Annotated in this window: 27 protein-coding genes; 9 read left to right on the top strand and 18 right to left on the bottom strand. The window is 55.2% G+C overall.

Annotation, left to right across the window (positions count from 1 at the left end; translation table 11 throughout):
- Nucleotides 1–45 precede the first annotated feature (45 nt).
- The 6 genes from nuoF to lrhA form a co-directional block, all read right to left on the bottom strand.
- On the bottom strand, nt 46–1,383 hold the full coding sequence (gene nuoF / locus ACMWLG_RS03510) for an NADH-quinone oxidoreductase subunit NuoF (RefSeq protein ID WP_023312536.1): 1,338 nt from the start codon (nt 1,381–1,383) through the stop codon (nt 46–48).
- Entirely contained in the window at nt 1,380–1,880 is a 501-nt protein-coding gene (nuoE, locus tag ACMWLG_RS03505; RefSeq protein ID WP_006176513.1) for an NADH-quinone oxidoreductase subunit NuoE, read from the bottom strand. Before nuoE ends, nuoF begins: the two co-directional genes overlap by 4 nt.
- A 2-nt stretch (nt 1,881–1,882) precedes the next feature.
- A complete protein-coding gene (gene nuoC, locus ACMWLG_RS03500) occupies nt 1,883–3,685 on the bottom strand; it encodes an NADH-quinone oxidoreductase subunit C/D (protein WP_023312537.1) in 1,803 nt (600 codons plus the stop codon).
- Between the two features lie 89 nt (nt 3,686–3,774).
- Nucleotides 3,775–4,449, bottom strand: a complete 675-nt coding sequence (gene nuoB, locus ACMWLG_RS03495; RefSeq protein ID WP_003861482.1) for an NADH-quinone oxidoreductase subunit NuoB — start codon at nt 4,447–4,449, stop codon at nt 3,775–3,777.
- A 15-nt stretch (nt 4,450–4,464) separates the two neighbouring features.
- On the bottom strand, nt 4,465–4,905 hold the full coding sequence (nuoA, locus tag ACMWLG_RS03490) for an NADH-quinone oxidoreductase subunit NuoA (protein WP_014171000.1): 441 nt from the start codon (nt 4,903–4,905) through the stop codon (nt 4,465–4,467).
- 631 nt (nt 4,906–5,536) lie between these two features.
- On the bottom strand, nt 5,537–6,475 hold the full coding sequence (gene lrhA / locus ACMWLG_RS03485; RefSeq protein ID WP_045619310.1) for a transcriptional regulator LrhA: 939 nt from the start codon (nt 6,473–6,475) through the stop codon (nt 5,537–5,539).
- A gap of 937 nt (nt 6,476–7,412) precedes the next feature.
- On the opposite strand from lrhA, the gene alaA reads away from it, so the two are divergent.
- On the top strand, nt 7,413–8,627 hold the full coding sequence (gene alaA / locus ACMWLG_RS03480; protein WP_003861471.1) for an alanine transaminase AlaA: 1,215 nt from the start codon (nt 7,413–7,415) through the stop codon (nt 8,625–8,627).
- 94 nt (nt 8,628–8,721) lie between these two features.
- Nucleotides 8,722–9,321: a 5'-deoxynucleotidase gene (gene yfbR, locus ACMWLG_RS03475; protein ID WP_023312539.1), complete on the top strand. Its 600-nt coding sequence runs from the start codon at nt 8,722–8,724 to the stop codon at nt 9,319–9,321.
- An 81-nt stretch (nt 9,322–9,402) separates the two neighbouring features.
- Here yfbR and ACMWLG_RS03470 read toward each other — a convergent pair whose 3' ends face one another.
- From ACMWLG_RS03470 to yfbV, 4 genes are all read right to left on the bottom strand, one after another.
- On the bottom strand, nt 9,403–11,235 hold the full coding sequence (locus ACMWLG_RS03470; RefSeq protein WP_045402712.1) for an SLC13 family permease: 1,833 nt from the start codon (nt 11,233–11,235) through the stop codon (nt 9,403–9,405).
- A gap of 75 nt (nt 11,236–11,310) precedes the next feature.
- Nucleotides 11,311–11,970 carry a sugar phosphatase gene (locus ACMWLG_RS03465; RefSeq protein ID WP_045402709.1) on the bottom strand — a complete coding sequence of 220 codons (660 nt, stop codon included), beginning with the start codon at nt 11,968–11,970 and terminating at the stop codon, nt 11,311–11,313.
- A gap of 11 nt (nt 11,971–11,981) precedes the next feature.
- Complete coding sequence (locus ACMWLG_RS03460; protein ID WP_045402706.1) at nt 11,982–12,476, bottom strand: YfbU family protein; 495 nt, start codon at nt 12,474–12,476, stop codon at nt 11,982–11,984.
- A gap of 92 nt (nt 12,477–12,568) precedes the next feature.
- Nucleotides 12,569–13,024: a terminus macrodomain insulation protein YfbV gene (yfbV, locus tag ACMWLG_RS03455; protein ID WP_045402698.1), complete on the bottom strand. Its 456-nt coding sequence runs from the start codon at nt 13,022–13,024 to the stop codon at nt 12,569–12,571.
- Between the two features lie 337 nt (nt 13,025–13,361).
- On the opposite strand from yfbV, the gene ackA reads away from it, so the two are divergent.
- Both ackA and pta read left to right on the top strand, forming a co-directional pair.
- Nucleotides 13,362–14,564 (top strand): acetate kinase, encoded by a 1,203-nt coding sequence (gene ackA, locus ACMWLG_RS03450; protein ID WP_023312544.1) that lies wholly within the window; start codon nt 13,362–13,364, stop codon nt 14,562–14,564.
- A 76-nt stretch (nt 14,565–14,640) separates the two neighbouring features.
- Nucleotides 14,641–16,782, top strand: coding sequence for a phosphate acetyltransferase (gene pta, locus ACMWLG_RS03445; RefSeq protein ID WP_023312545.1), 2,142 nt, complete (start codon nt 14,641–14,643; stop codon nt 16,780–16,782).
- 74 nt (nt 16,783–16,856) lie between these two features.
- Here pta and ACMWLG_RS03440 read toward each other — a convergent pair whose 3' ends face one another.
- The 5 genes from ACMWLG_RS03440 to ACMWLG_RS03420 all read right to left on the bottom strand — a co-directional run bounded on the left by ACMWLG_RS03440 (nt 16,857) and on the right by ACMWLG_RS03420 (nt 20,839).
- Nucleotides 16,857–17,810: a transketolase family protein gene (locus ACMWLG_RS03440; protein WP_045402697.1), complete on the bottom strand. Its 954-nt coding sequence runs from the start codon at nt 17,808–17,810 to the stop codon at nt 16,857–16,859.
- Entirely contained in the window at nt 17,803–18,633 is an 831-nt protein-coding gene (locus ACMWLG_RS03435) for a transketolase (RefSeq protein WP_045354309.1), read from the bottom strand. Before ACMWLG_RS03435 ends, ACMWLG_RS03440 begins: the two co-directional genes overlap by 8 nt.
- Nucleotides 18,630–20,021 carry a PTS ascorbate transporter subunit IIC gene (locus ACMWLG_RS03430; protein ID WP_023312548.1) on the bottom strand — a complete coding sequence of 464 codons (1,392 nt, stop codon included), beginning with the start codon at nt 20,019–20,021 and terminating at the stop codon, nt 18,630–18,632. The genes ACMWLG_RS03435 and ACMWLG_RS03430 overlap by 4 nt, the downstream gene beginning before the upstream one ends.
- A 21-nt stretch (nt 20,022–20,042) precedes the next feature.
- On the bottom strand, nt 20,043–20,315 hold the full coding sequence (locus tag ACMWLG_RS03425) for a PTS sugar transporter subunit IIB (RefSeq protein ID WP_003861447.1): 273 nt from the start codon (nt 20,313–20,315) through the stop codon (nt 20,043–20,045).
- Between the two features lie 80 nt (nt 20,316–20,395).
- The gene (locus ACMWLG_RS03420) at nt 20,396–20,839 is read right to left on the bottom strand and encodes a PTS sugar transporter subunit IIA (protein WP_045402696.1); all 444 of its coding nucleotides are present in this window, start codon (nt 20,837–20,839) and stop codon (nt 20,396–20,398) included.
- A 234-nt stretch (nt 20,840–21,073) separates the two neighbouring features.
- Here ACMWLG_RS03420 and ACMWLG_RS03415 point away from each other — a divergent pair, with 234 nt between their 5' ends.
- Nucleotides 21,074–22,093: a LacI family DNA-binding transcriptional regulator gene (locus tag ACMWLG_RS03415; RefSeq protein ID WP_023312550.1), complete on the top strand. Its 1,020-nt coding sequence runs from the start codon at nt 21,074–21,076 to the stop codon at nt 22,091–22,093.
- 3 nt (nt 22,094–22,096) lie between these two features.
- Here the strand turns inward: ACMWLG_RS03415 and yfcD are convergent, their stop codons facing one another.
- The 3 genes from yfcD to yfcF are packed head-to-tail and all read right to left on the bottom strand — an operon-like array spanning nt 22,097 to nt 23,959.
- Nucleotides 22,097–22,651 (bottom strand): NUDIX hydrolase YfcD, encoded by a 555-nt coding sequence (yfcD, locus tag ACMWLG_RS03410; RefSeq protein WP_023312551.1) that lies wholly within the window; start codon nt 22,649–22,651, stop codon nt 22,097–22,099.
- A 55-nt stretch (nt 22,652–22,706) separates the two neighbouring features.
- Nucleotides 22,707–23,258: a phosphodiesterase gene (gene yfcE, locus ACMWLG_RS03405; RefSeq protein ID WP_045402695.1), complete on the bottom strand. Its 552-nt coding sequence runs from the start codon at nt 23,256–23,258 to the stop codon at nt 22,707–22,709.
- A gap of 56 nt (nt 23,259–23,314) precedes the next feature.
- Nucleotides 23,315–23,959, bottom strand: coding sequence for a glutathione transferase (gene yfcF / locus ACMWLG_RS03400; RefSeq protein ID WP_045402694.1), 645 nt, complete (start codon nt 23,957–23,959; stop codon nt 23,315–23,317).
- 141 nt (nt 23,960–24,100) lie between these two features.
- On the opposite strand from yfcF, the gene yfcG reads away from it, so the two are divergent.
- From yfcG to ACMWLG_RS03380, 4 genes are all read left to right on the top strand, one after another.
- Entirely contained in the window at nt 24,101–24,730 is a 630-nt protein-coding gene (gene yfcG, locus ACMWLG_RS03395; protein WP_023312554.1) for a GSH-dependent disulfide bond oxidoreductase, read from the top strand.
- Between the two features lie 75 nt (nt 24,731–24,805).
- Complete coding sequence (gene folX, locus ACMWLG_RS03390; RefSeq protein WP_023312555.1) at nt 24,806–25,174, top strand: dihydroneopterin triphosphate 2'-epimerase; 369 nt, start codon at nt 24,806–24,808, stop codon at nt 25,172–25,174.
- 13 nt (nt 25,175–25,187) lie between these two features.
- On the top strand, nt 25,188–26,081 hold the full coding sequence (locus ACMWLG_RS03385; protein WP_045402689.1) for a TIGR01777 family oxidoreductase: 894 nt from the start codon (nt 25,188–25,190) through the stop codon (nt 26,079–26,081).
- Between the two features lie 44 nt (nt 26,082–26,125).
- Nucleotides 26,126–26,644, top strand: coding sequence for a GNAT family N-acetyltransferase (locus ACMWLG_RS03380; RefSeq protein ID WP_045402687.1), 519 nt, complete (start codon nt 26,126–26,128; stop codon nt 26,642–26,644).
- The last annotated feature ends 146 nt before the right edge of the window (nt 26,645–26,790 follow it).

Here is a 26,790-nt window from a genome sequence, read left to right as displayed (position 1 = left end):
CCAGTTGGCTCGGTCGAAACCGAGCGTTAATCAAAATTCTTGTCGTTACCAGCGCGCTTTAAGCAGGTTCGGCTGAATCCCATTAATCGCATGGGTATTACTGAACGGCTGCTTGATACCTGCTTCGAACTCGTCGCGGAAATATTTGATCGCGCTCTGCAGAGGTTCGACGGCACCCGGTGCGTGGGCACAGAAGGTTTTACCCGGGCCTAAGAATCGACACAGCTGCTCAAGCGTCTCGATATCCCCTGGCTGGCCTTCGCCACGTTCGATTGCACGCAGGATCTTCACGCTCCACGGCAGACCATCACGGCACGGTGTACACCAGCCGCAGGACTCGCGGGCGAAGAACTCTTCCAGATTACGCACCAGCGAGACCATGCCGATCTCGTGGTCGACGGCCATCGCCAGCGCCGTACCCAGACGGCTGCCTGCTTTACCAATGCTTTCGAATTCCATTGGCAGATCAAGGTGGGCTTCGGTCAGGAAGTCTGTCCCTGCCCCACCCGGCTGCCAGGCTTTGAATTTCAGGCCATCGCGCATGCCGCCAGCGTAGTCCTCAAGAATTTCACGTGCGGTGGTACCGAACGGCAGTTCCCAGACGCCAGGATTTTTAACGCGACCAGAGAAGCCCATCAGCTTGGTACCAGCATCTTTGCTTGAGGAGATGCCCTGATACCACTCCACGCCGTTGGCGAGGATAGCCGGAACGTTACACAGGGTTTCAACGTTGTTTACGCAGGTCGGTTTACCCCATACGCCGGAGCTTGCCGGGAACGGTGGCTTGGAACGCGGGTTCGCGCGGCGGCCTTCCAGGGAGTTAATCAGCGCGGTTTCTTCACCGCAGATATAACGTCCTGCGCCGGTGTGCACGAACAGTTCAAAGTCAAAGCCGGTACCCAGAATGTTTTTACCCAGCAGGCCCGCTTCGGTGGCTTCGGCAATCGCGCGACGCAGGTTTTCCGCCGCTTCGATGTACTCACCGCGCAGGAAGATGTAGCCACGGTAGGCTTTCAGCGCAAACGCGGAGATCAGCATGCCTTCCACCAGCAGGTGCGGCAGTTGTTCCATCAGCAGGCGGTCTTTATAGGTGCCCGGCTCCATTTCATCGGCGTTACACAGCAGGTAACGGATGTTCATGGATTCGTCTTTCGGCATCAGGCTCCACTTCAGACCGGTGGAGAAGCCCGCACCGCCGCGCCCTTTCAGGCCGGAGTCTTTCACCGCGTTAACGATGTCGTCCGGCGCCATGCCGCCAAGGGCTTTACGCGCGCCGGCATAGCCGTTTTTGCTCTGGTATTCATCGAGCCATACCGGCTGTTTGTCATCGCGCAGACGCCAGGTCAGCGGATGCGTCTCAGCAGTACGAATTACAGTTTTCATTTGTACTGCTCCAGCAGGTCAGGAATCGCTTCCGGCGTCAGATGGCTGTGAGTGTCCTCATCAATCATCATGGTCGGCCCCTTGTCGCAGTTACCCAGGCAGCAGGTTGGCAGCAGGGTAAAGCGTCCATCGAACGTGGTCTGGCCCGGCTTGATATTGAGCTTTTTCTCAATCGCAGCCTGAATGCCCTGATAACCGGTGATGTGGCAGACAACGCTGTCACAGTACCGGATCACATGGCGGCCTACCGGCTGACGGAAGATCTGGCTGTAGAACGTGGCTACGCCCTCTACGTCACTTGCCGGAATACCCAGCACTTTCGCGATCTCATAGATCGCCCCATCCGGCACCCAACCACGCTGTTTCTGTACGATTTTCAGCGCTTCAATGGACGCCGCACGCGGGTCTTCGTAGTGGTGCATCTCGTGCTCAATGGCGGCACGTTCTGCTTCACTCAGCTCAAAAGCCTCGGTTTGTGGTTGTTGATTCTCGTGCATAATTAGCGGTCCACATCTGACATAACAAAATCGATACTACCCAGATACACAATCAGGTCGGAGACCAGACTGCCGCGGATGGCGGACGGGATCTGCTGCAGGTGCGCAAAGCTCGGCGTACGTACGCGGGTACGGTAGCTCATGGTGCTGCCGTCACTGGTCAGGTAGTAACTGTTAATACCCTTGGTCGCTTCAATCATCTGGAAGGATTCTTGCGCCGGCATGACCGGACCCCATGAAACCTGCAGGAAGTGGGTGATCAGGGTTTCGATATGTTGCAGCGTGCGCTCTTTCGGTGGCGGCGTCGTCAGCGGGTGATCCGCCTTGAACGGGCCTTCCGGCATGTTGTTGAGGCACTGCTCAAGGATGCGCAGACTCTGGCGCAGCTCTTCCACTTTCAGCATCACGCGGGTATAGCAGTCGGAAACACCGCCGCCCACCGGGACTTCAAAGTCGAAGTTCTCGTAGCCAGAGTAAGGGCGCGCTTTACGCACGTCGAAATCAATACCGGTCGCACGCAGACCTGCACCTGTCGTACCCCACTCCAGCGCTTCTTTCGCGCCGTAGGCAGCAACGCCCTGGGAACGGCCTTTCAGGATGGTGTTACGCAGCGCGGCTTTCTCGTAAGAGGCCAGACGTTTTGGCATCCAGTCGAGGAACTCACGCAGCAGACGGTCCCAGCCGCGCGGCAGATCGTGTGCCACACCGCCGATACGGAACCAGGCCGGGTGCATACGGAAGCCGGTAATCGCTTCGACCAGATCGTAAATTTTCTGACGGTCGGTAAAGGCGAAGAAGACCGGGGTCATCGCGCCGACGTCCTGAATGAACGTGGAGATGTACAGCAGGTGGCTGTTGATACGGAACAGTTCTGACAGCATAACGCGAATCACGTTAACGCGATCCGGCGTAACGATACCCGCCAGTTTCTCAACGGCCAGCACGTATGGCATTTCGTTGACGCAGCCGCCGAGGTACTCGATACGGTCGGTATACGGAATGTAGCTGTGCCAGGACTGACGCTCGCCCATCTTCTCAGCACCACGGTGGTGGTAGCCGATGTCCGGAACGCAGTCGACAATCTCTTCGCCATCAAGCTGAAGAATAATACGGAATGCACCGTGCGCAGACGGGTGGTTTGGACCGAGGTTGAGGAACATGAAGTCCTCGTTGTCGGTACCGCGCTTCATGCCCCAGTCTTCCGGTTTGAAGGTCAGCGCTTCCATTTCCAGATCCTGTTTGGCTTTGGTCAGCTCAAACGGATCGAATTCGGTTGCACGTGCCGGGTAGTCTTTACGCAGCGGGTGGCCGGTCCAGGTCTGCGGCATCATGATGCGCGTCAGATGCGGGTGGCCGTCGAAGGTCATGCCGAACATTTCCCAGGTTTCACGCTCATACCAGTTCGCGTTCGGGAAAAGTTTGGTGATTGTCGGCAGATGCATGTCGTTTTCAGACAATGCCACCTTGAGCATGATATCCGTATTACGGTCTATTGAGATCAGGTGGTAGAAAACGGAAAAATCCGCAGCAGGGAGACCCTGGCGGTGGGTACGCAGACGTTCATCCATGCCGTGTAAGTCAAACAGCATGACGTACGGTTTTGGCAATTTCTTGAGGAAATCGACAACTTCCAGCAATTGCTCACGCTTCACCCAAACAACGGGTACCCCGGTGCGGGTAGCCTGAACAGTAAAGGCATCCGGCCCAAAACGGTTGCGCAGTTCGCCAATGACTGGGTCATCCAGATGATCCCGGGTCTGCCAGGCGGCTTCTTGCGCGGTTAAGTCGGTCATATTGTTCACCATTGCAAATGGTCCGTGGTGACTGTTGAGCCTGGCTTCGCGCTATTTGAGTAGTGATATGCGAAGGTGTTCTCCAGGCCTACAGGCGCAAATTAAATTTCGTCAGGCGTACGCAGGTTGGTGACGGCAATACGTTCACCACGTTTACGCTCGCGCTCAGACTGCATGTTCGCGCGATACACACCCTGATCGCCAACAACCCACGACAGTGGGCGACGTTCTTTACCGATAGATTCCTGCAGCAGCATCAGCGCCTGCATGTAGGCTTCCGGACGTGGCGGACAACCCGGGATGTACACATCCACTGGGATAAATTTATCTACGCCCTGCACGACGGAATAAATGTCGTACATACCGCCAGAGTTTGCACATGCGCCCATGGAGATAACCCATTTTGGCTCCAGCATCTGGTCATAAAGACGCTGAATAACAGGTGCCATCTTGGTAAAGCACGTACCAGCTACCACCATCAGGTCAGCCTGACGCGGGGAAGCACGGAGTACCTCGGCCCCAAAACGCGCAACGTCATGCACCGCAGTGAATGACGTCACCATTTCAACGTAGCAGCAAGAAAGGCCAAAGTTGTAAGGCCAGATGGAGTTCTTACGACCCCAGTTGACCATATCGTGCATGGCATGTTCGAGCTTGCCCATGTACACGCTTTTATTGACTTCTTGCTCCAGGGGGTCGGTTACGATCTCCTGTTTTTGCAGGGGGTAACGGTCATTCTCACCGTTAGGATCTATGCGGGTGAGCGTATAATCCATCTTATTGCCTCGCTGTTACTGCTGACGATTAGAGATACTGTTTTCCGGGTTGATGTGTTCACGACGTGAACGCGCAGGCGTCCAGTCAAGCGCGCCAATACGCACCAGATAAACCAGCCCGGCCAGTAGCACTAAAATGAAAATTGCGGCCTCGACAAAGCCCACCCAACCACTTTCGCGGATGGACGTTGACCATGCGAAAAGGTAAAGCGCTTCCACGTCGAAGATGACGAAGAACATGGCTACCAGATAGAACTTGGCAGACAGGCGTAAGCGAGCGGAACCTACTGAATCAATACCTGATTCGAAAGGTGTGTTTTTGTGCCTTGCACGGGCGCGACCGCCCAGGAACCAGCCGCCGACTAACATCAGGCAGCACAGGCCAATGGCTACAATAAGAAAGATTGCGAATGCCCAGTGATGAGCGATGACTTCTGTGGATGTTGACATACTCATTGCTTACTCATCAAAAGTGATACCAACGACACTGCTCTTGCTGGCAGATGGGCATCACATCGATTCATGGGGAGGAACAAATAACCTTACACTAACTGTCAGAAATGAGACGTAGACAGCAAAATGATGGGGTTTTTTACTCCTTTCTATAACCTATTGTCAACTTTAACAAAGGTTTCTTCACATTAAATTACATCGAGCGATTCTCATTAACATTTGGTGCCCTTTAACCCTGGTGGGTGCATGACTTTCCGTCAAATGTATGTTGTTGAATCGTGTCCGTTTCGGAAGTAAAAAAAATAACCCTCCTATTTTGACAGGATTTGCCAACGATTCCTCCCCCCAAATAGGAGTATTTTCTTGATCTGCGACACGCTTTTGTTAATTCAACATGGAAAACGGCAACATATTTCCTGTTTTTTTAACATGAGAGGGATATGGGCGAAGTTAGAACGGAAAACGGACAAGTTTTAAGCAAAAGTATTCAGCTTATTGATAAATAAGAGAGTATCCTGAAAACCCTTGCGCCATAAGCGGGTATTATTGCGTAAAAAAAGCCACTGCATGTGAAAATCACACGAGTGGCTGTTTTTTACACTTACATTTTGTTACCAGAATATTGAGCTATCGATCACTCAAAATCCCCTTCGACGATCAGGGAGTCATCCCCCCCTTCGGAGGTAACGCGCTCGAACTGCCACGGGTTATGGTAATTTTCCATCGCCTCGAACACCACTTTTGCCAACTCGTTATGGCTGGACGAATTGTGGCAGAGCAGATACTCCGTATCCGGCAGCGCAGGAAGACCATCGGATTTCCCCAGGACGCGCAGATCGGGGCTCATCATCTCTACCGGACGGGCCGATACGCCCAGACCGGCCTTCACGGCGGCACGAACCGCTGGCAGCGTGGAAGCCACATACGCCAGACGCCACGGAATGTTGGCCTCATTCAGCGCCGTGAGCACCATATCGCGGAACGGGCTCGGGTCATCCAGTAATACCAGCGGAACCGGCTCCCCTTTTTGCAGCACATACTCGGCTGCACAATACCAGTGCGTAGGCGATGTGCGCAGCGTCAGGCAATCAAACTGCCCGGGACGATGCGTCGTCACCACCAGGTCGACTTTATGCTCATTTAACATCTCAACCATAAAGGCATTACGTTTTACGCTAACGTCAAGCGCAAGCTTCGGATAAACCGAACTAATACGATTGAGAAGAAACGGCAATATAGTATCCGCTGACTCATCAGATGCGCCTAACGTTAGCACTCCTTGAAGGTTGCTAAACATTAATGACATACATGCTTCATCATTAAAGCGAAGAATTTTCCTGGCATAACCCAGTAGCTGAATACCGTGTTCCGTTAAGAGCTTATTACGTCCGTGACGTGCAAAAAGCTCTTTACCGACCAGCTGCTCCAGCCGCTGCATTTGCTGGCTAACGGCGGACTGAGTTCGGCAAACGGCGGCAGCAGCTGCTGCAAAAGTGTTGAGATCGGCGACCGCAACAAACGTTCTCAGCAGATCGAGGTCGAGATTCATTATCGGACGATTTGCATTTATCATATCTATTCACTTTCAGGTTGCTCGTGCGGAGCTGCCCGGGTTGAAGCTGTGTGTAACAGTTAAGCAATTCCCTCTGAAGGTTTTCCCTCGCATCCCGGCCCGGCAGACTGCCTGACAGATAGTTATTGTGCTGCTTTATATCAACAGTCAGAAAGCACGTTTCATGACGTTATTTTTATTCTCTTAAACGTTCAGGATATTTAGATGTTCGCAGGTTTATGTAAATTACATTAAAGGTATAACACCTTTTCTGCCATCTTTATCGCAGCGCTGTCAACGTAGCAGGAGATGTGCGACACATTCCAGCCAGAGATAACTCCAACAATAACAATCAATTAATTCGAAAAGCCAGTGCCAGATATACAAAATTCTTGCATCTGTCCTCTGCTTTCCTGAAGGACATCTTAACCCAAATCCACTTTATTTATAAGTCTTATTGCAATATTGAGGATTAAAGAAGAATGTTAAGCTTCTAAACTAATTTTATTAAAATTAACTAAAGTTGCATTTTATAGGTTAATAATAAATAAATTTTAATTTAGATTAAGACCATTCATTAATGGCACTTAACATTAATTTCACATGAGTAACTTTTAGCCACATTATGCTTTTACAGGAACATGTATCAAGCATTCAGGTTTTACGAAAAGTCACGCAGGGTGATTGCTACCCTTGTCAGGTTCACCACTTATTTTTCCCAGCACAATATACAGAATTTTGACAAATGAATAGCACGTTTAACCTATCATCGTGCTATGCGCACAACTTTAAGACAGTAAAAAAGCTAACGCACAGCGAAAAAGATTTATCAAAATTTTGCTCCAGGCACAAAATCTTCTACTGCACACCCTTCAAAACGAAGCGATGGGGGAGTACATTATTCCGTGCTGACTTCCACGGCAGGGAGTGGCAATAATAGCGAAAAGGTTAAAGGTTCATGTCCCCTATCGAAAAATCCAGCAAGCTAGATAACGTCTGTTATGACATCCGCGGCCCGGTTCTGAAAGAGGCAAAACGCCTTGAAGAGGAAGGCAACAAGGTTCTGAAACTCAACATTGGTAACCCTGCGCCATTTGGTTTTGAAGCGCCGGATGAAATTCTGGTTGATGTGATCCGCAACCTTCCTACTGCACAAGGCTATTGCGATTCAAAAGGACTTTACTCCGCACGTAAAGCCATCATGCAGCACTACCAGGCACGCGGTATGCGTGATGTAACCGTTGAAGATATCTATATCGGCAACGGCGTTTCCGAACTGATCGTGCAGGCGATGCAGGCGCTGCTGAACAGCGGGGACGAAATGCTGGTGCCCGCGCCGGACTATCCGCTGTGGACGGCTGCCGTATCACTGTCGAGCGGTAAAGCCGTGCACTATCTGTGCGACGAGTCCTCCGACTGGTTCCCGGACCTCGATGATATTCGCGCGAAAATTACGCCCCGCACGCGCGGCATCGTGATCATTAACCCGAACAACCCAACGGGCGCAGTATACTCAAAAGAGCTGCTGATGGAGATCGTCGAGATCGCCCGCCAGCACAACCTGATCATCTTTGCCGACGAAATCTACGACAAGATCCTGTACGACGCGGCACAGCACCACTCAATCGCTGCGCTGGCTCCGGACCTGCTGACCGTCACCTTTAACGGCCTGTCTAAAACCTACCGCGTGGCCGGTTTCCGCCAGGGCTGGATGGTACTGAACGGTCCGAAAAAGCACGCCAAAGGCTATATTGAAGGGCTGGAGATGCTGGCCTCCATGCGTTTATGTGCCAACGTTCCGGCGCAGCACGCGATCCAGACGGCGCTCGGCGGCTATCAGAGCATTAGCGAGTTCATCGTTCCCGGTGGTCGCCTGTATGAACAGCGCAACCGCGCGTGGGAGCTGATCAACGATATTCCGGGCGTCTCCTGCGTGAAGCCGAATGGCGCGCTCTATATGTTCCCGAAAATTGACGCGAAACGCTTTAATATTCACGACGACCAGAAAATGGTGCTCGATTTCCTGCTGCAGGAAAAAGTGCTGCTGGTTCAGGGTACGGCGTTTAACTGGCCGTGGCCGGATCACGTGCGCATCGTGACGCTGCCGCGCGAAGATGATCTCGAAATGGCCATCAGCCGCTTCGGGCGCTTCCTCTCCGGATACCATCAGTAATCTTAAAATCAGGCTACTTCGGTAGCCCGATTTGCATCTTCCCTCCCCTCCCCGCACAATGAACGCCTGTCGCAGTGAAGACAAAAGGTAACCTATGAGTCAGAGTCATTTCTTCGCCCACCTCTCTCGCCTGAAACTCATCAACCGCTGGCCGCTGATGCGCAATGTCCGCACGGAAAATGTCTCAGAACACAGTCTGCAGGTTGCGATGGTCGCTCACGCGCTGGCCGCCATTAAAAACCGCAAATTCAACGGTCAGGTCAATCCAGAGCGCATTGCCCTGCTGGCGATGTACCACGATGCGTCAGAAGTGCTGACCGGCGACCTGCCTACGCCGGTGAAATATTTCAACTCGCAAATTGCGCAGGAATACAAGGCCATCGAAAAGATTGCCCAGCAGAAGCTGATTGACATGGTGCCGGACGAGTTGCGCGACATCTTTGAGCCGCTCATCGATGAGCATCAGTACACGGAAGATGAAAAATCGCTGGTCAAACAGGCCGACGCGCTCTGCGCCTACCTGAAGTGCCTGGAAGAGCTGTCTGCAGGAAATAACGAATTTTTACTGGCGAAAACGCGTCTGGAAAAAACGCTGGAATCCCGCCGCAGCGAAGAGATGGACTATTTTATGCAGGTGTTTGTGCCGAGCTTCCATCTGTCTCTGGATGAGATCAGCCAGGATTCACCGTTGTAATCTGTTTGCCCCGCAGCGCTGCGCTTGCAGGGCCTACGGGTTGTTGGCCGGGTAAGGCGCAGCCGCCACCCGGCAAAATTATCAGAACGGGAACAGAACCGGTATTAATACCACGCACACCACCATCACCAGCACGGTGAACGGCACGCCCAGCTTCACGAAATCACTGAACCTATAATTCCCGGGCCCCAGCACCAGCGTATTCACCGGTGAAGAAACTGGCGTCATAAACGCCGCGGAGGCCGCCATTGCGACCATCATCGCAAAGGGATACGGCGACACGCCCATGGATTTGGCCATCGCCAGCGCAATCGGCGCCATCAGTACCGCCGTCGCGGTGTTGGAGATAAACAGACCGATGGTGGCGCACATGATAAACAGACAGACCAGCATCATGTACGGCCCATATCCTCCGCCAACGTCCATTAAGCCTTTAACGATCAGATCCACCCCGCCAGTTTTTTGCAGCGCCAGGGCAAAAGGCATCATCCCGACAATGAGGATAATGCTCGGCCAGTGAATGGCTTTATAGGCGCTTTCGGCGTCAATGCAGCGGAATTTCCCCATCAACAGGCAGGCGATGATTGCCGCGACCGGATTGGGGATTTCATCGGTCAGCATCAGCGCCACCATCAGCACCAGACAAAAAATCGCGTGGGGCGCCTGGCTGTGCGCCGGGGAGGCGTCGCTCTCCTCGACAGGCATGTTGAGTACCACAAAATCGCGCCCTTTTTGCCCGAGCTGGCTTATCAGCTTCCAGTTACCGACAACGAGGAAGATATCGCCCAGCAGGATCGGCTCATCCACCACCGCCCCTTCCATCGCCACGCCATCGCGCTTCAGCCCCACGACATTCAGGCCATAGCGGGTTCGGAATCCCATTTCCCGCACGGTTTTGCCCAGCAGTTCCGATTCCGGGATCAGCGATACTTCGGCCATGCCGACATCCAGCGCCTGATCGGAGAAATACTCCCCGCGCAGCACCATCGGTTCCAGCAGCTGTTCGCTGCAAAACTCGCGCAGATCCACGTCCGCGGTGGACATATCAATCAGCAGGACGTCCCGCGCGCGGAATTCCGACACCCCGTTGACGTTGACGATCACCCGGCGAAAACGACGCCAGCGCTCCACGCCGATCACGTTCGCGCCATAGCGCTCACGCAGCTTCAGGTCGTCAAGACGCTGTCCCACCATCGGCGAGCCGGGGCGAATAGCCAGACGGCGCGCGCGCCCGGTGAGACGGTACTCTTTAATCAGATCGCGGAAGGTGCGTCGCTTCCACCCTTCTTTATTTTTGTCCTGTTTTTCACCTTTCAGGGCAAACCGGGTCAGCAGCATGTAGACCACGCCCAACACCAGAATGACCAGCCCAAGCGGGGTGACGCTGAAAAAACTGAAGCCCTGAAATCCTTCCCGGATAAGCTCGCTGTTGACGACCAGGTTCGGCGGCGTTGCCACCAGCGTCATCATTCCGCTGATCAAACCGGCAAAACTCAGGGGCATCATCAGGCGCGACGGCGAGATCTGCATCCGCATGGAGACGCTCAGCACCACCGGGATAAAGATGGCGACCACGCCCGTTGAGCTCATAAACGCCCCCAGCCCGGCGACGGTCACCATCAGGTAGATCAGCATTTTGGTTTCGCTGCTGCCCGCCACCCTCACCAGCCACGACCCCATGATGGTTGCCACGCCGGTACGCACCAGCCCATCACCGATAATAAACAGGGCGGCAATCAGGATAACGTTGGGATCGCTAAACCCGGAGAAGGCTTCCGGCAGCGTGAGCGTACCGCTCAGCACAAACGCGACGATGACAAACAAGGCGACGGCGTCCATGCGCACCTTGCCCGTTGCAAAAAGAAGGATGGCGATTAAAAGCAGGCTCAGGACCCAAATCAGTTCACCGTTCACAACATGTCCTTGTCAGTGGGGGATGAGGAATTTTGCCATAAAAAAGCCCCAGCAATGTGGGGCTATATCATGTGATTACATTTTTAGCGAGACGGTTACAACCCCGTCAGAGGCTTTCGAAACAGCCAGCGCCGTCAGTGAATCCAGCACAAAGTCTGCCTCCTCCAGACGGGGAGATCCCGCCGGAACGTTAACGGCGATAACGTGGCTTCCGGCGTTCAGCCCAGCCAGTACACCAGCGGCCGCATCTTCCACCACCACGCACTCTGCGGGCGCGAGGCCCAGCAGTTCAGCGCCCAGTAAAAACGCGTCGGGCTCCGGTTTACCGCGCTTTACGCGCTCCGCAGTGATAAACACTTCCGGCTTCGGTAAACCTGCCGCCTTATGACGGGCGTGGGCGACGGGAATGGAGCCTGAGGTGACGATAGCCCACGGGATCTGCGCCTCGTTCAGATGCTCAAGCAATTCGCGCGCGCCCGGTAACGCAGTAATGCCGTCCGTATCCGTGGCTTCAATATGTTCCAGGTATTTGAACTCCGCCTGAATTTCGTCCTCAGAGCGTCCGGCCAGGAAGTGCCGTAGCGAGGTGATGGCCTGTTTGCCATGGATAAAATTCAGCACGTCCTGATGGTCGATGCCATGTCGGTCAGCCCAATGACACCACGAACGCTCCACAACCGGCAGCGAATCCACCAGCGTACCGTCCAGATCAAACAGAAAACCTCTACACTGCACACGCACCTCCGTCAGGCATTAATGATTTGTTGAATTTCGTTGCTGCTTAAATGGTACTGGCGCGGGCAGGCGTGCCACGCGCTTAGCATACGCTGATATTTTTCCCACATTGGGGTCTGCGCGTTGAAGCCGTGGGTGCCCGCGTCAAAGTGGGTATAACGCCCTTCTGTATTCACCATAAAGCGAACATAGCTCAGATAACGCGCTTCCGTTGCGGCATCAAAGCCTAAGAAAGTCACGCGGCGCTCGTCAATGGACTGCTGATCTTTGAGATTCGTCCAGGAGACGTGCAGAGCGTGATACATCTCCATAATGTCGATCACGATGCGACAGGTTTCTTCTTTCAGCTCGCCAAACTCGCGGTCCAGTTCGCGCATTTGCAAACCAAAACCGCGTTCGACGATGGTTTGCAGGCGGCCGTAGCGCGCAGCGTTATCGGGATCAAGCATAGTCATCATCTTGTACTGGTTAGACAAAATCAGACGTTGAGCATGGGTCATTTCCATCTTTCGACTCCTGTAGCGCATTGCACTTTAAAAAAAAGACACGGTAACTGATTGTTACTGTGCCTTCTTTTCGTCGTCGTTTCGATGATCAATCACAAGTCATCGAGGAATGTTTTATCCAGTTGCTTAAAAGCGCGCTTTAACGTGTCCGCCAGCGCCTGGTAGTCCGGCTTGCCTTCAACCGGGGCGAGTGCCTGCCCGGCCTCCTTCAGTTTTCCGCGCACTTCATAAAACCAGTGTAAAATAGATGGGGGAAGTGGCGTGATGGAGCGTTTACCTAACCACCACAGGCCCTGCATCGGCAGGCTTAATGCGAAGAGCGCCGTCGCGACGGCAGGGCCAAGCTGGCCGCCCAACGCAATCTGCCAGCACAGCGTAAAGACAGCGACTGGCGGCATAAAGCGAATCGCATAGCGCGTGGCGCGAATGGTGCGATTCTCAATGAACATCGGCGCAAGGCGCTTTTCCATCGGCCACGTCTTTGCGTAATGCTGTCCCCGACGAAACAGACTAAAGAAATTTACGGACGGGTTCTCTGGTGTCGACATGGCTGTACCTCAACTTCACATATAAAAATTAAAATTTTCGTGCAAAACCACAACAAGCTATGACAACGTTCAAAATATTTTGTCATCTCTACCCCGTATCGGGTATCCTGTGCCAGCCTGATAGGGCCTTAGACGAGAATCATTAACTCGTCAAATTATTGCATATTATGCCATTGGCTGAAAATTGTGCAAAATGGCATAAAATCATAGTTATTTCTTCCATCATGCCACAATGTTCGTTTGGCATGATGTTAATCATAAATGTCTGAGTCATCATGCGTTACGCTGTTAGACTCACTGACGTTTTTTTAGCCACGTATCAATAATAGGTACTTCCATGTCGAGTAAGTTAGTACTGGTTCTGAACTGCGGTAGCTCCTCACTGAAATTCGCCATCATCGATGCGCTCAACGGTGACGAATACCTCTCTGGTTTGGCCGAATGTTTCCATCTGCCTGAAGCACGTATCAAGTGGAAGATGGACGGCAGCAAACAAGAAGCGGCTTTAGGTGCAGGCGCCGCTCACAGTGAAGCGCTGAACTTTATCGTTAACACTATTCTGGCACAAAAACCAGAACTGTCTGCTCAGCTGACTGCGATTGGTCACCGTATCGTCCACGGCGGCGAAAAATACACCAGCTCCGTCGTCATCGACGAATCTGTGATCCAGGGCATCAAGGACTCTGCGTCCTTCGCACCGCTGCACAACCCGGCTCACCTGATCGGTATCGCTGAAGCGCTGAAATCCTTCCCGAATCTGAAAGACAAAAACGTGGCCGTATTCGACACCGCGTTCCATCAGACCATGCCGGAAGAGTCTTACCTCTATGCCCTGCCATACAGCCTGTACAAAGAACACGGCGTACGTCGCTACGGCGCGCACGGCACCAGCCACTTCTATGTGACTCAGGAAGCCGCAAAAGTTCTGAACAAGCCGGTTGAAGAACTGAACATCATCACCTGCCACCTGGGCAACGGTGGTTCTGTTTCCGCTATCCGCAACGGTAAATGTGTTGATACCTCCATGGGTCTGACCCCGCTGGAAGGTCTGGTGATGGGTACCCGTTCCGGTGACATCGACCCGGCGATCATCTTCCACCTGCACGACACCCTGGGCATGAGCGTTGACCAGATCAACAAAATGCTGACTAAAGAGTCTGGCCTGCTGGGTCTGACCGAAGTCACCAGCGACTGCCGTTACGTTGAAGACAACTACGCAGAGAAAGAAGACGCTAAACGTGCAATGGACGTTTACTGCCACCGTCTGGCGAAGTACATCGGCTCTTACACTGCGCTGATGGAAGGCCGTCTGGACGCGGTTATCTTCACCGGTGGTATCGGTGAGAACGCGGCAATGGTTCGTGAACTGTCCCTGGGCAAACTGGGCGTTCTGGGCTTCGACGTTGATCACGAGCGTAACCTGGCTGCCCGCTTCGGCAAGTCTGGCTTCATCAACAAAGAAGGCACCCGCCCTGCTCTCGTTATCCCAACTAACGAAGAACTGGTCATTGCGCAAGACGCGCACCGCCTGACTGCCTGATTCCACACCGCCAGCAATGCTGGCGGTGCTGTTTTGTAACCCGCCCAATTGCGGCGGTAACGAAAGAGGATAAACCGTGTCCCGTACTATTATGCTGATCCCTACCGGAACCAGCGTCGGCCTGACCAGCGTCAGCCTTGGCGTTATCCGTGCTATGGAACGCAAAGGCGTTCGTCTGAGCGTCTTTAAGCCAATTGCCCAGCCACGTGCCGGTGGCGATGCGCCAGACCAGACCACCACCATCGTTCGCAAGAACTCCAATCTGCCAGCGGCTGAACCGCTGAAGATGAGCCACGTTGAATCACTGCTGTCCAGCAACCAGAAAGACGTGCTGATGGAAGAGATCATCGCCAACTACCATGCTAACGCGCAAGACGCGGAAGTGGTGCTGGTTGAAGGTCTGGTCCCGACGCGCAAACACCAGTTTGCCCAGTCTCTGAACTTTGAAATCGCGAAAACCCTGAACGCAGAGATCGTTTTCGTGATGTCTCAGGGCACCGACACCCCAGAGCAGCTGAACGAGCGTATCGAACTGACGCGCAGCAGCTTCGGCGGCGCGAAAAACACCAACATCACCGGCGTGATCGTGAACAAACTGAACGCACCGGTGGATGAGCAGGGCCGTACTCGCCCTGACCTGTCCGAGATCTTCGACGACTCTTCCAAAGCGAAAGTCATCAAAGTTGACCCGGCTAAGCTGCAGGAATCCAGCCCGCTTCCGGTTCTGGGCGCGGTGCCATGGAGCTTCGATCTGATTGCCACCCGTGCAATCGATATGGCGCGTCACCTGAACGCCACTATCGTTAACGAAGGCGACATCAACACCCGCCGCGTGAAGTCCGTAACCTTCTGTGCACGCAGCATTCCGCACATGCTGGAACACTTCCGCGCTGGTTCCCTGCTGGTGACCTCCGCAGATCGTCCTGACGTGCTGGTTGCCGCCTGCCTGGCAGCGATGAACGGCGTGGAAATCGGTGCGATCCTGCTGACCGGTGCCTACGAGATGGACCCACGCGTCAGCAAGCTGTGCGAACGCGCGTTCGCTACCGGCCTGCCGGTCTTCATGGTGAACACCAACACCTGGCAGACCTCTCTGAGCCTGCAGAGCTTCAACCTTGAAGTGCCGGTTGATGACCACGAGCGTATCGAGAAAGTTCAGGAATACGTAGCGGGCTACATCAACGCAGACTGGATCGAGTCCCTGACTGCAACCTCCGAGCGCAGCCGCCGCCTGTCTCCTCCAGCATTCCGTTATCAGTTGACCGAGCTGGCGCGTAAAGCGGGCAAACGCGTTGTTCTGCCAGAAGGCGACGAACCACGTACCGTTAAAGCAGCTGCTATCTGTGCAGAGCGCGGCATCGCGACCTGCGTGCTGCTGGGTAACCCGGATGAGATCACCCGCGTTGCGGCGTCTCAGGGCGTTGAGCTGGGCGCTGGCATCGAAATCGTTGACCCTGAAGTGGTTCGCGAGAGCTACGTTGCCCGTCTGGTTGAGCTGCGTAAGAGCAAGGGCATGACCGAAGCCGTTGCACGCGAACAGCTGGAAGACAACGTGGTGCTGGGCACGCTGATGCTGGAGCAGGACGAAGTTGACGGTCTGGTTTCCGGTGCGGTTCACACCACGGCGAACACCATCCGCCCACCGCTGCAGCTGATCAAAACTGCACCGGGCAGCTCTCTGGTTTCTTCCGTGTTCTTCATGCTGCTGCCTGAACAGGTTTACGTTTATGGTGACTGCGCGATCAACCCGGATCCAACCGCAGAGCAGCTGGCAGAAATCGCTATCCAGTCCGCGGACTCCGCGATTGCCTTCGGTATCGAACCGCGCGTAGCGATGCTCTCCTACTCCACCGGTACCTCTGGTGCTGGTAGCGACGTAGAGAAAGTGCGTGAAGCGACCCGTCTGGCGCAGGAAAAACGTCCTGACCTGATGATCGACGGTCCGCTGCAGTACGACGCTGCCGTGATGGCCGACGTTGCGAAATCCAAAGCGCCGAACTCGCCGGTTGCAGGTCGCGCTACTGTGTTCATCTTCCCGGATCTGAACACCGGTAACACCACCTATAAAGCGGTGCAGCGTTCAGCAGACCTGATCTCCATCGGGCCAATGCTGCAGGGCATGCGCAAACCTGTGAACGACCTGTCTCGTGGCGCGCTGGTAGACGATATCGTCTATACCATCGCTCTGACCGCGATCCAGTCTTCGCAGCAGCAGTAATGTTAAAAAGCCCGGTGGCGCTAGCGCTTACCGGGCAACAAAAAGGCGACCACTTAACGGGTCGCCTTTTTTATTTACAGCAGCTCTCGCGCCGCCGATACAATGTCATGTGCCGTCAGGCCATACTCCTTCTGCAGGAAATCCTGCGTCCCCACCTGTCCGTAACGCTCCTTGACGCCCACCCGCCGCATCGGTACCGGGCAGGTTTCCACCAGGACTTCCGCCACCGCCGATCCCAGCCCGTTGTGAATACTGTGGTTTTCACAGGTGACGATGCGCCCGGTTTTCTCGGCGTAGTTTTTCACCAGCATCCGGTCGATGGGCTTCAGGGTAAACATGTCGATGACCGCCGCGCTTACCCCCTCCTGCTCAAGCTGGCGCGCCGCCTCCAGCGCTTCCGCCACCATGATGCCGTTGGCAATCAGGGTAATATCGGTTCCTTCGCGCAGCACGTTACCTTTGCCGATGGTGAAGGTTGAGCCCGGGGCGTACACGCTCGGCGCCTGCTTGCGGATGGTGCGTACCCAGTAAAAGCCTTCGAGGTCGATAAGCTGGCGCAGCACGTCCTCAAACATCACCGCGTCGGTCACCTCCAGCACCACCGAATGCGCCAGACCGCGTACGATGCCCATATCCTCAAACGACATATGTGTTCCGCCGTTATGGCAGGCCGTCACGCCCGCATCCGAGGCAATCACCTTCACGTTGTTGCGCTGATAGTCCAGGGACATAAACAGCTGGTCGAAGCAGCGACGGCTGGCAAACGCGGTGAAGGTATGAACGAACGGTTTACGCCCGGTAAGCGACAGCCCCGCCGCCGTGCCGATGACGTTGGCCTCCATAATGCCGCAGTTAATCACGTGCTGCGGATAATCGCGCGCCACGCCGTCCATCGCCATCGAGCTCATCAGATCCGCTTCCAGGGCGATAATCTCGCTTCCCGCCTCAATCTGCTTTGCCACAAAGCCCGCGTAGGCCTTACGCATCTCAACGGCGTCTTTCTCTCCTGCCGGTGCAACCTTAATCATGTGAAGCCTCCAGTTGGCGAATCGTCTCGTTGAGGGCCGCTTTGCTCTCCGCGGTCAACCGCAGGTGGTGCGAGTTGCTGAGCTGTTCCAGGTACGGCACCCCCTGCCCTTTGATGCTGTCGAGGATGACGACTAACGGACGCGCGTCGGCAGCCGGGACCCGCGACGTCACCGCCAGCAGGCCTGGGATGTCGTCGCCCTTCACCGTCGCCACGTCAAAGCCAAAGGCGCGGAATTTCCCCTCCAGGTCGAACGCGCTGATGATCTCGTCCAGCTCGCCGTCGAGCTGCTGTTTGTTCCAGTCCACGAACACCGTCAGGTTGTTCAGGCGATGGTGGGCAATAAACTGGAAGGCTTCCCAGCACTGCCCCTCGTTCAGCTCGCCGTCACCGACGATGCAGAAGACGCGGTTCGGTCGCCCCGCCAGCCTGTGCGAAAGCGCCATACCGCCGGCAATGGAGATCCCCTGCCCCAGCGAACCGGTGGTGGCGTCCACGCCGCGCGTTTTCAGACGGTCCGGGTGGCTTGGCAGGCGCGTGCCGTTCTGGTTCAGGGTGCTCAGCTCTTCCACCGGGAAGTAGCCCTTGATCGCCAGCGTGCTGTAGAGCGCCGGTCCCGCATGGCCTTTCGACAGGACAAAATAGTCTCGCTCCGGCCAGTCCGGATCCGCCGGGTCGATTTTCATCACCGCGCCGTACAGCACGGCCAGGGTTTCGACCACCGACATACTGCCGCCATAGTGCCCAAAGCCCAGCTGCGTCAGGGATTTCAGCGTCTCAAGACGGATCTGACGCGCGAGTTCGGTTATCTCTTTCTCATTCATGATTTGGCTCCGGTGTTTTCCTGCGCGTTACCGCCCGCAGGTTTGTTTTTCGCGAAGACGTTGTACGCCACCAGCAGCGCGAACAACGCCACAACCAGTCCGGTGATGGCAAGCGGCGACAGGAAGCGCGCCAGGTTGCCGAGGACAATCCCGACCGCGCCGAAGTCGGCGTCCGAGAAGGTGGTGTTGGCAAAGCCAATGGCGCCCAGCACCGGCAGCAGCAGGACCGGCAGGAAGGTGATCAACAGACCGTTAGCAAAGGCGCCAATCATTGCCCCGCGGCGTCCGCCGGTGGCGTTACCGAACACGCCAGCCGTTGCGCCGGTGAAGAAGTGCGGCACGACGCCCGGGAGGATCAGCACCCAGCTAAACTGACCGCAGATGAACAACCCTACAATCCCGCCGAGGAAGCTGAACAGGAAGCCAATCAGCACCGCGTTTGGCGCATACGGATACACCACCGGGCAGTCCAGCGCAGGACGCGCGTTCGGCACCAGTTTCTCCGAGAAGCCGGTAAAGGCCGGAACGATTTCCGCCAGAATCAGGCGCACGCCCTGCAGAATGATGAACACGCCCGCCGCAAAGGTGATCGCCATGATGATGGCGTAGACCAGGTAATTCTGACCGCCGCTGAAGGTGGCCTCCACGTACTCACGTCCGGCGCTCACCGCCATGATCAGGTAGATAATCATCATGGTCAGGGAGATCGAGATCGAGCTGTCACGCAGGAAGCTCAGGTTCTTCGGCAGGTTCATCTCTTCGGTTGAGCGGGAGCCTTTGCCGACCTTGCTACCAATCCAGCCGGACAGCACGTAGCCCAGCGTGCCGAAATGGCCGAAGGCAATTTCATCATTGCCGGTAATGCGCTTCATGTAGCGCTGCGCAATCGCCGGGAAGAAGGCCATGATCAGGCCGAGGATTAGCGAGCCGGTAAAGACCAGACCCACGCCCTCAAAGCCCGCTACCGTCAGGATCACGCCAATCATGCACGCCATGTAAAACGTGTGGTGCCCGGTCAGGAAGATGTACTTCAGGCGAGTAAAGCGCGCGACGATAATATTCGCCACCATGCCGAAGGCCATAATCAGCGCGGTCGCTGCACCGTATTTCTCCAGCGCAATTGACACAATCGCTTCATTGTTTGGAATAATGCCCTGAATCGTAAAGGCGTGCTCAAACATACCGCCCAAAGGATTTAATGACCCCACCAGCACCGTAGCGCCGCCGCCCAGCACAATAAAGCCGAGAATGGTTTTAATCGTCCCTTTCACCACGTCCGAAAACGCTTTTTTCTGCGCAACCAGACCAATAAGCGCAATTAAGCCGACCAGCACCGAAGGGACTTTTAAAATATCAACAACGAAATTCAGCGTTTCAAGGATAAACATATCCACCTCGCCTTATCAGGGTTATTGTCTTTCGAACCAGGCGCGCAGCTGCGCTTCAAGTTCGTTGATGTCGATGATGTTGTTAATCACCACCAGCTGGCTTTCCGGCACGCTGGCGCTGGCCGCAATGTCTTTTGCCATCACGAACAGATCGGCCGCGCCCGGCGTGGCCGAGGAGAGATCGGAATGTTCAACCTCAGCCTCAATCTCCAGTTTTTTAAGCACCTTTTTAATATTCATTTCGACCATAAAACTGCTGCCCAGGCCGGAGCCGCAAATAGCCATGATTTTCATTGTTGTCCCCTTATTTTGAGTAGAGCACGCCCCATCACGCTGTCGCGTAATGTTGTGAATAATCGGATTAAAGAATTAAATCAGAAGCGGTCAATAATCGTTTTAATTTCCTCCAGGGTATTCGCCTGATGCAGTTTCTCCATATCCTCGTCGCTGGAAAATAATTCTGCGAGTGCGGATATCATTTCGATATGGCTATGTTTATCCGGTGCTGCGAGCATAATAATCACATCGACAGGGTTAAACTCACCGGCACCAAACGAGACGCCCTGTTTTAGTTTTAATAAAGACAACCCCAGTCCTTTGGCGCCTTCCTCCGGCCGCGCATGCGGCATCGCCAGCCCTGGTGCCAGCACATAATAGGGTCCTAACGTGTGGTGCTGCTGGATGATGGCCGTGACGTATTCAGGCTCAATCACCTGCAAATCCAGAAGCGGCTTCGCGCACAGCTCCAGCGCCTGCGGCCAGTTTTCCACGCTATCCTGCAGCGCGATGGTTGTATCATATATCCATTTTTTGAGCACTTTTCACTCCCGCTACACGCTAAAGATGAGCAAACTTTATTCAACACATCGCTGGATGACTGCGATCGCGATCACAAAGATAGCGCTACCAATACTTAACATGCAGAAATGTGATAGCGCTATCAAATTGCAATCACGGCGCTAAATCACAGCAAAAAAAGGGATTTAAGGCGTATACTGCCTGTCACGTGAAGCGAAGGAAATGAAGAACGCGTCTGGTCAGCAGGAAGGTGTATGTCTCTAACCCGAAAACGGCGCAGTACTGGTAAAGTGACACTCGCCGATGTCGCACAGCTTGCCGGTGTGGGCACGATGACCGTGTCCCGTGCACTCCGCACGCCCGAACAGGTTTCCGATAAACTACGAGAAAAAATTGAAGCTGCCGTGCAGGAGCTGGGTTATATGCCGAATCTTGCCGCCAGCGCGCTTGCCTCGGCGTCATCGTGGACGATAGCCATGGTGGTGCCTAACCTCTCCGAAGCCGGCTGCTCGGAGATGTTCGCCGGGCTACAGCAGGTGCTACAGCCTGCCGGGTATCAGATCATGCTGGCAGAGTCCCAGCATCGTCTTGAGCAGGAGGAGAAGTTGCTGGAGACGCTGCTGGCGTCGAATATTGCCGCCGCTATCCTGCTCAGCGTTGAACATACCGACACCGTTCGCCACTGGCTGAAAAACGCCTCTATTCCGGTGATGGAGATGGGCGCCATGCGCGCCGACCCGATTGATATGAATATCGGGATTGATAACGTAGCGGCCATGTATGAACTCACGGAAATGGTGATTAAGCGCGGCTACCAAAATATTGGCCTGCTGTGCGCCAACCAGGAGCAGTGGATTTTCCAGCAGCATTTGCAGGGCTGGTACAAAGCCATGCTTCGCCACCATATGTCGCCGACCCGTGTAATTAACGCGGCGATGCCGCCAAGCTTCTCGACAGGCGCGGCACAGCTGCCTGAATTCCTGCTGGCGTGGCCGGAGCTGGATGCGCTGGTATGCGTCTCAGATGAGCTGGCCTGCGGGGCGCTGTACGAGTGCCAGCGCAGGCGAATCAAGGTGCCGGACGACCTGGCGGTGGTAGGTTTTGGCGATAGCGACGTGAGCCGCGTCTGTCAGCCGCCGCTGACGACGATGGCGGTGCCGCATCGTAAGATTGGAATTGAAGCCGGGAAAGCGTTGCTGGAGCGTCTGAATGACGGTGACTGGCGCGATCAAAAGCCCATCGCGTCCAGTCTGTGTCTGAGAGAAAGTTGCTGAATATTACTCAGCCTCTTCCTCTTTCTCTGATTTGGTCGATTCGTTTTTGGCGTTGCGGGTCATCCACAGCGCCAGCGCTTTTAACGAATCCGGCGTGAACTCGTCGCAGCGCGCGGTGATCTCTTCCGGCGTCATCCAGCTGACTTCACTCACCTCTTCTTCCTGCAGAGCGAACGGCCCGTGGGAGACGCAGCTAAACAGCCCGCCCCAGACGCGGCAGTTTTCGTCTTCGAAATAGAACTGGCCGTGCTCGGCAAACGGCACGCCGGCGATACCTAACTCTTCTTCTGCTTCTCGACGCGCGGAATCCAGCAGCACTTCATCTGCCTGGACAACACCGCCTGCGGTGGCATCCAGCATACCCGGGAGAAAATCTTTGGTGTCCGTGCGGCGCTGGACCAGAATTTTGCCCATACCGTCATGCACAACGATGTACGTTGCGCGGTGGCGCAGACGCTCCGCACGCATTTGTTCGCGGCTGGCCTGCGCGATCACTTCATTCTCTTCGCTGACAATGTCAACCCACTCTGTACTTGCCAAATGACTCTGCTCCACCATCGGGAAACCTTCTCTTCTAAGCGCTCTTTCGGCGCGTTTGCAGTTGAGGTGTAACTTACGGATTAATCGCTACCTGCGCAATAACTTGCTGATCATTAAGTGCGATAACGCGCAGGGTATTTCCATCCAGCATGCCATAGCTCGCTGGATAACCGCCTTTCGGTATGCTGACCGATCCCGGGTTGAAGTGATAAATCTCACCGCGCTTTTCAGCAACCGGAATATGAGTATGACCGTAAACCAGGACATCGCCAGCCGCGAGCGCCGGGAGATTATCCGGGCTAAAAAGATGCCCGTGCGTCAGGAACAGGCGGCTTTGTTTCAGCAGCACCTGCTGCCATGGCGCGGTAAGGGGAAAATGCAGCAGCATCTGGTCCACTTCGCTGTCGCAGTTGCCGCGAACGGCGATGATTCGTGAGGCGTACGGGTTGAGCTTTTCCGCGACCTGCGCCGGAGCGTAGCCGTCCGGCAGCGCGTTGCGCGGGCCGTGGTTGAGCACATCCCCCAGTATAATCAGCCACTGCGCGCCGCTTTGTGCAAACAGGGAAAGGACACGCTCGGTAGCGGGCAGCGATCCATGGATATCCGACGCAAACATCAGTTTCATCAGTAACTCCTCGGGAAAACAGACTGCCCCCATCATACCTGAAGCGTCCGGGCTTATCAGCCCGCGCGCCTGGCAGATAGTGCCACATAGCGCTGCACGGAGGCACGCTGCCACTGAAACGCGGCATAATCCACCAGCAGCTGCGGCACCTCATCGCCGTTGAGGATCAGGCGGTTTAGCATCAACGCAAGATCGGCGTCGGCAATGCACCACTCGCCGAACAGGTTCGGGTTGCCGTGTGCGAGGAGCGAGGTGGCGCTTTCAATGAGTTTTTGCGCGCTTTCACGACCTTCAGCGCTGAGCGCTGGCTTTTTCACCCCGGCGAACACGACGTCCGTTGAGCGTTCCACGCGAATTGGCACCAGATCGCTTCGCAGCCACGCCTGGATCTGCCGCGCCCGCGCGCGTTTTTGCAGGTCGTGAGGATAGATGCGCTCCCACTCGGGCGGCGCGAACCGATCTTCCAGATATTCATCAATCGCCGACGATTCGCTCAGGGCAAAACCGTCAATCTCCAGCACCGGCACGCGTCGGGTCAGGTCGTAACCCTGCCACTGTGGCTTGAGATGCTCACCGCCGTCGAGATCAACGGATTTCAGCGTAAAAGTGAGTCCTTTTTCGGCCAGCGCAACGTATACGCTCATAACATAGGGAGAAAAGAAATTCGCATCGGACCACAACGTGATTACGGGCTGGTTCATAACATCCTCATCGGCTGATCGGGTTTTTACTCAACATATAATCTCTTTGCGTCGCTGTCACTTGATGAAAACTCACGATTTACAACAACCACCTATACTCATTTGTCATGGCACCACTATTCGCATGGACAGGAGTTGAGAATGATCGACCTTTATTACGCCCCTACCCCAAACGGCCATAAGATCACCCTCTTTCTTGAAGAAGCCGAGCTGGATTACAGGATCATTCGCGTGGATATCAGCAAAGGCGAACAGTTCAGCCCTCTCTTTCTGGCTATATCGCCGAATAATAAAATCCCGGCCATTATTGATAACCAGCCGGCGGACGGGGGCAGGCCGCTGAGCCTGTTTGAATCCGGTGAAATTTTGCTCTACCTGGCGGAGAAAACCGGCAAACTGCTGAGCGGCGAACTGCGCGAGCGTCACCATACCCTGCAATGGCTCTTCTGGCAGGCGAGCGGGCTGGGGCCCATGCTGGGGCAAAATCATCATTTTACCGCTTACGCCCCGCAGCCCATTCCCTACGCGATCGAACGCTATCAGGTTGAGACTCAACGGCTGTATGACGTTCTGAACCGTCGGCTGAAGAAAACGCCGTGGCTCGGGGGCGATCATTACAGTATTGCCGATATCGCCTGCTGGCCGTGGGTGAATACGCATGAAAAACACCGAATTGACCTGGCCGCTTACCCGGCGGTGAATAACTGGTTTGAGCGCATTCGGACCCGCCCGGCCACCGAGCGGGCGATGCAAAAAATCCAGCAGATTTAACCCCCTATGAGGCTGGGTGCCCGCGAGCCTCTCATGTATGATGAGCGTGAAATACTGACACGGAGAAGACCTGCAATGTCACAGCCAGACGCTATTATTCGCATAAAAAATTTACGCTTGCGCACCTTCATCGGTATCAAAGAGGAAGAGATCGCCAACCGTCAGGATATTGTCATTAACGTAGTAATTCACTATCCCGCAGACAAAGCGCGGGCCAGCGAAGACATCAACGACGCGCTGAACTACCGCACAATTACTAAAAACATCATTCAGTACGTGGAGAATAACCGCTTCTCTCTGCTGGAAAAATTAACTCAGGATGTGCTCGATATCGCACGCGAACATCACTGGGTCACTTATGCTGAAGTTGAGATCGATAAACTTCACGCCCTGCGCTACGCCGATTCCGTCTCCATGACGCTAAGCTGGCGACGCCAGGCGTAACCCTGGAGGTTGTATGAAGATTTTGCTGACCGGCGGCACGGGCCTGATTGGTCGTCACCTCATTGCGCGTCTGCAGGCCTTGCATCACGACATTACCGTGGTCACGCGCAGCCCGGAGAAAGCGCGCCAGGTGCTGGGGGCGGGTATCGACATCTGGAAAAATCTGGCCGAGCAGCAAAATCTGGACGGCTTCGACGCCGTTATTAACCTCGCGGGTGAACCCATCGCCGATAAGCGCTGGACGGAAGAGCAAAAACAGCTGTTATGCAGCAGCCGGTGGAACATTACCGAAAAGCTGGTCGAGCTGATCCGCAATAGCCATACCCCGCCTTCGGTGCTGATTTCGGGTTCAGCGGTAGGCTATTACGGCGATCTCGGTGAGGTGGTGGTGACCGAGGAAGAGCCGCCGCATAACGAGTTTACCCACAAGCTTTGCGCCCAGTGGGAGCGTATCGCCTGTGCGGCGCAGAGCGATCGCACCCGCGTCTGCCTGCTGCGGACCGGCGTCGTGCTTGCGCCTAGAGGCGGTATTCTGGCGAAGATGCTTCCCCCTTTCCGGCTCGGACTCGGCGGCCCCATCGGCAATGGTCGTCAGTACCTGGCGTGGATCCATATCGACGATATGGTCAACGGGATTCTCTGGCTGCTGGATAACGATCTGCGCGGGCCGTTTAACATGGTTGCGCCTTATCCGGTGCGTAACGAACAGTTTGCCCACGCGCTGGGGCATGCCCTGCACCGCCCGGCGATATTGCGTGTGCCTGCCACGGTGATTCGCCTGATGATGGGTGAAGCGTCCGTGCTGGTATTAGGCGGGCAGCGGGCGCTGCCAAAACGGCTGGAAGCGGCCGGGTTTGCGTTCCGCTGGTATGAATTAGAAGAGGCGCTGGGGGATGTTGTGCGGTGAATATGTTACAGTGACAGGCCATGTTCCGAAGATATGGCGTAACAATGGCAACGATCACCACACCCCGGCTTCACCTCACTCCTTTCGAACCCACTGACTGGGCTTTCTTCCGCTCGCTGCGTGAAGATCGCAGCATCATGCGCTACATGGCCGCCATCGCGCCGGAAAAAGAGACCCGCCGCGTGTTTGCCGCGCGGCTGATGGCGGAGCATGTCTTCGTGATCCGCTCTCTGGAGGACGATACGCCGCTGGGCGATATTGGCCTGCAAATCAGCCCTGAGAATAGTGAAGAGGCCGATATCGGCTATACGGTTGTGCCTGCCGCGCAGGGAAAAGGGATTGCCAGCGAGGCGCTGCGCGCGGTGTGTGATTATGCGTTCAACCAGACCGGCTTAAAGGCGATTAACGCGTACGTCCTGGCGGACAACGGCGGTTCGGTGCGCGTGCTGGAGAAAGCAGGGTTTGTGCGTACGCAGGTGCTGGAAAAGGCGTATGAAATTGACGGCGTACGCTATGACGACTGGGTGTATCGGCTGGAGTATGCCGGCCGGCATCGGAATTAGTAGACCCGGTAAGCGAAGCGCCACCGGGCGATTAGGCTTCACTGCGGCCTGATGCCCTCACCCCGCCCCTCTCCCACAGGGAGAGGGAGAACATCCAGCCCGCAGGCTCGGTAAGCGAAGCGCCACCGGGCGATTGGGCTGCACTG

The organism is Enterobacter sp. 01-M-02-SI-ECC, from assembly GCF_047530595.1.
GTDB lineage: Bacteria > Pseudomonadota > Gammaproteobacteria > Enterobacterales > Enterobacteriaceae > Enterobacter > Enterobacter cloacae_M.
The sequence above is the reverse complement of the archived record's forward strand: the minus strand, read 5'-3'. Positions and strand labels throughout refer to the sequence as shown.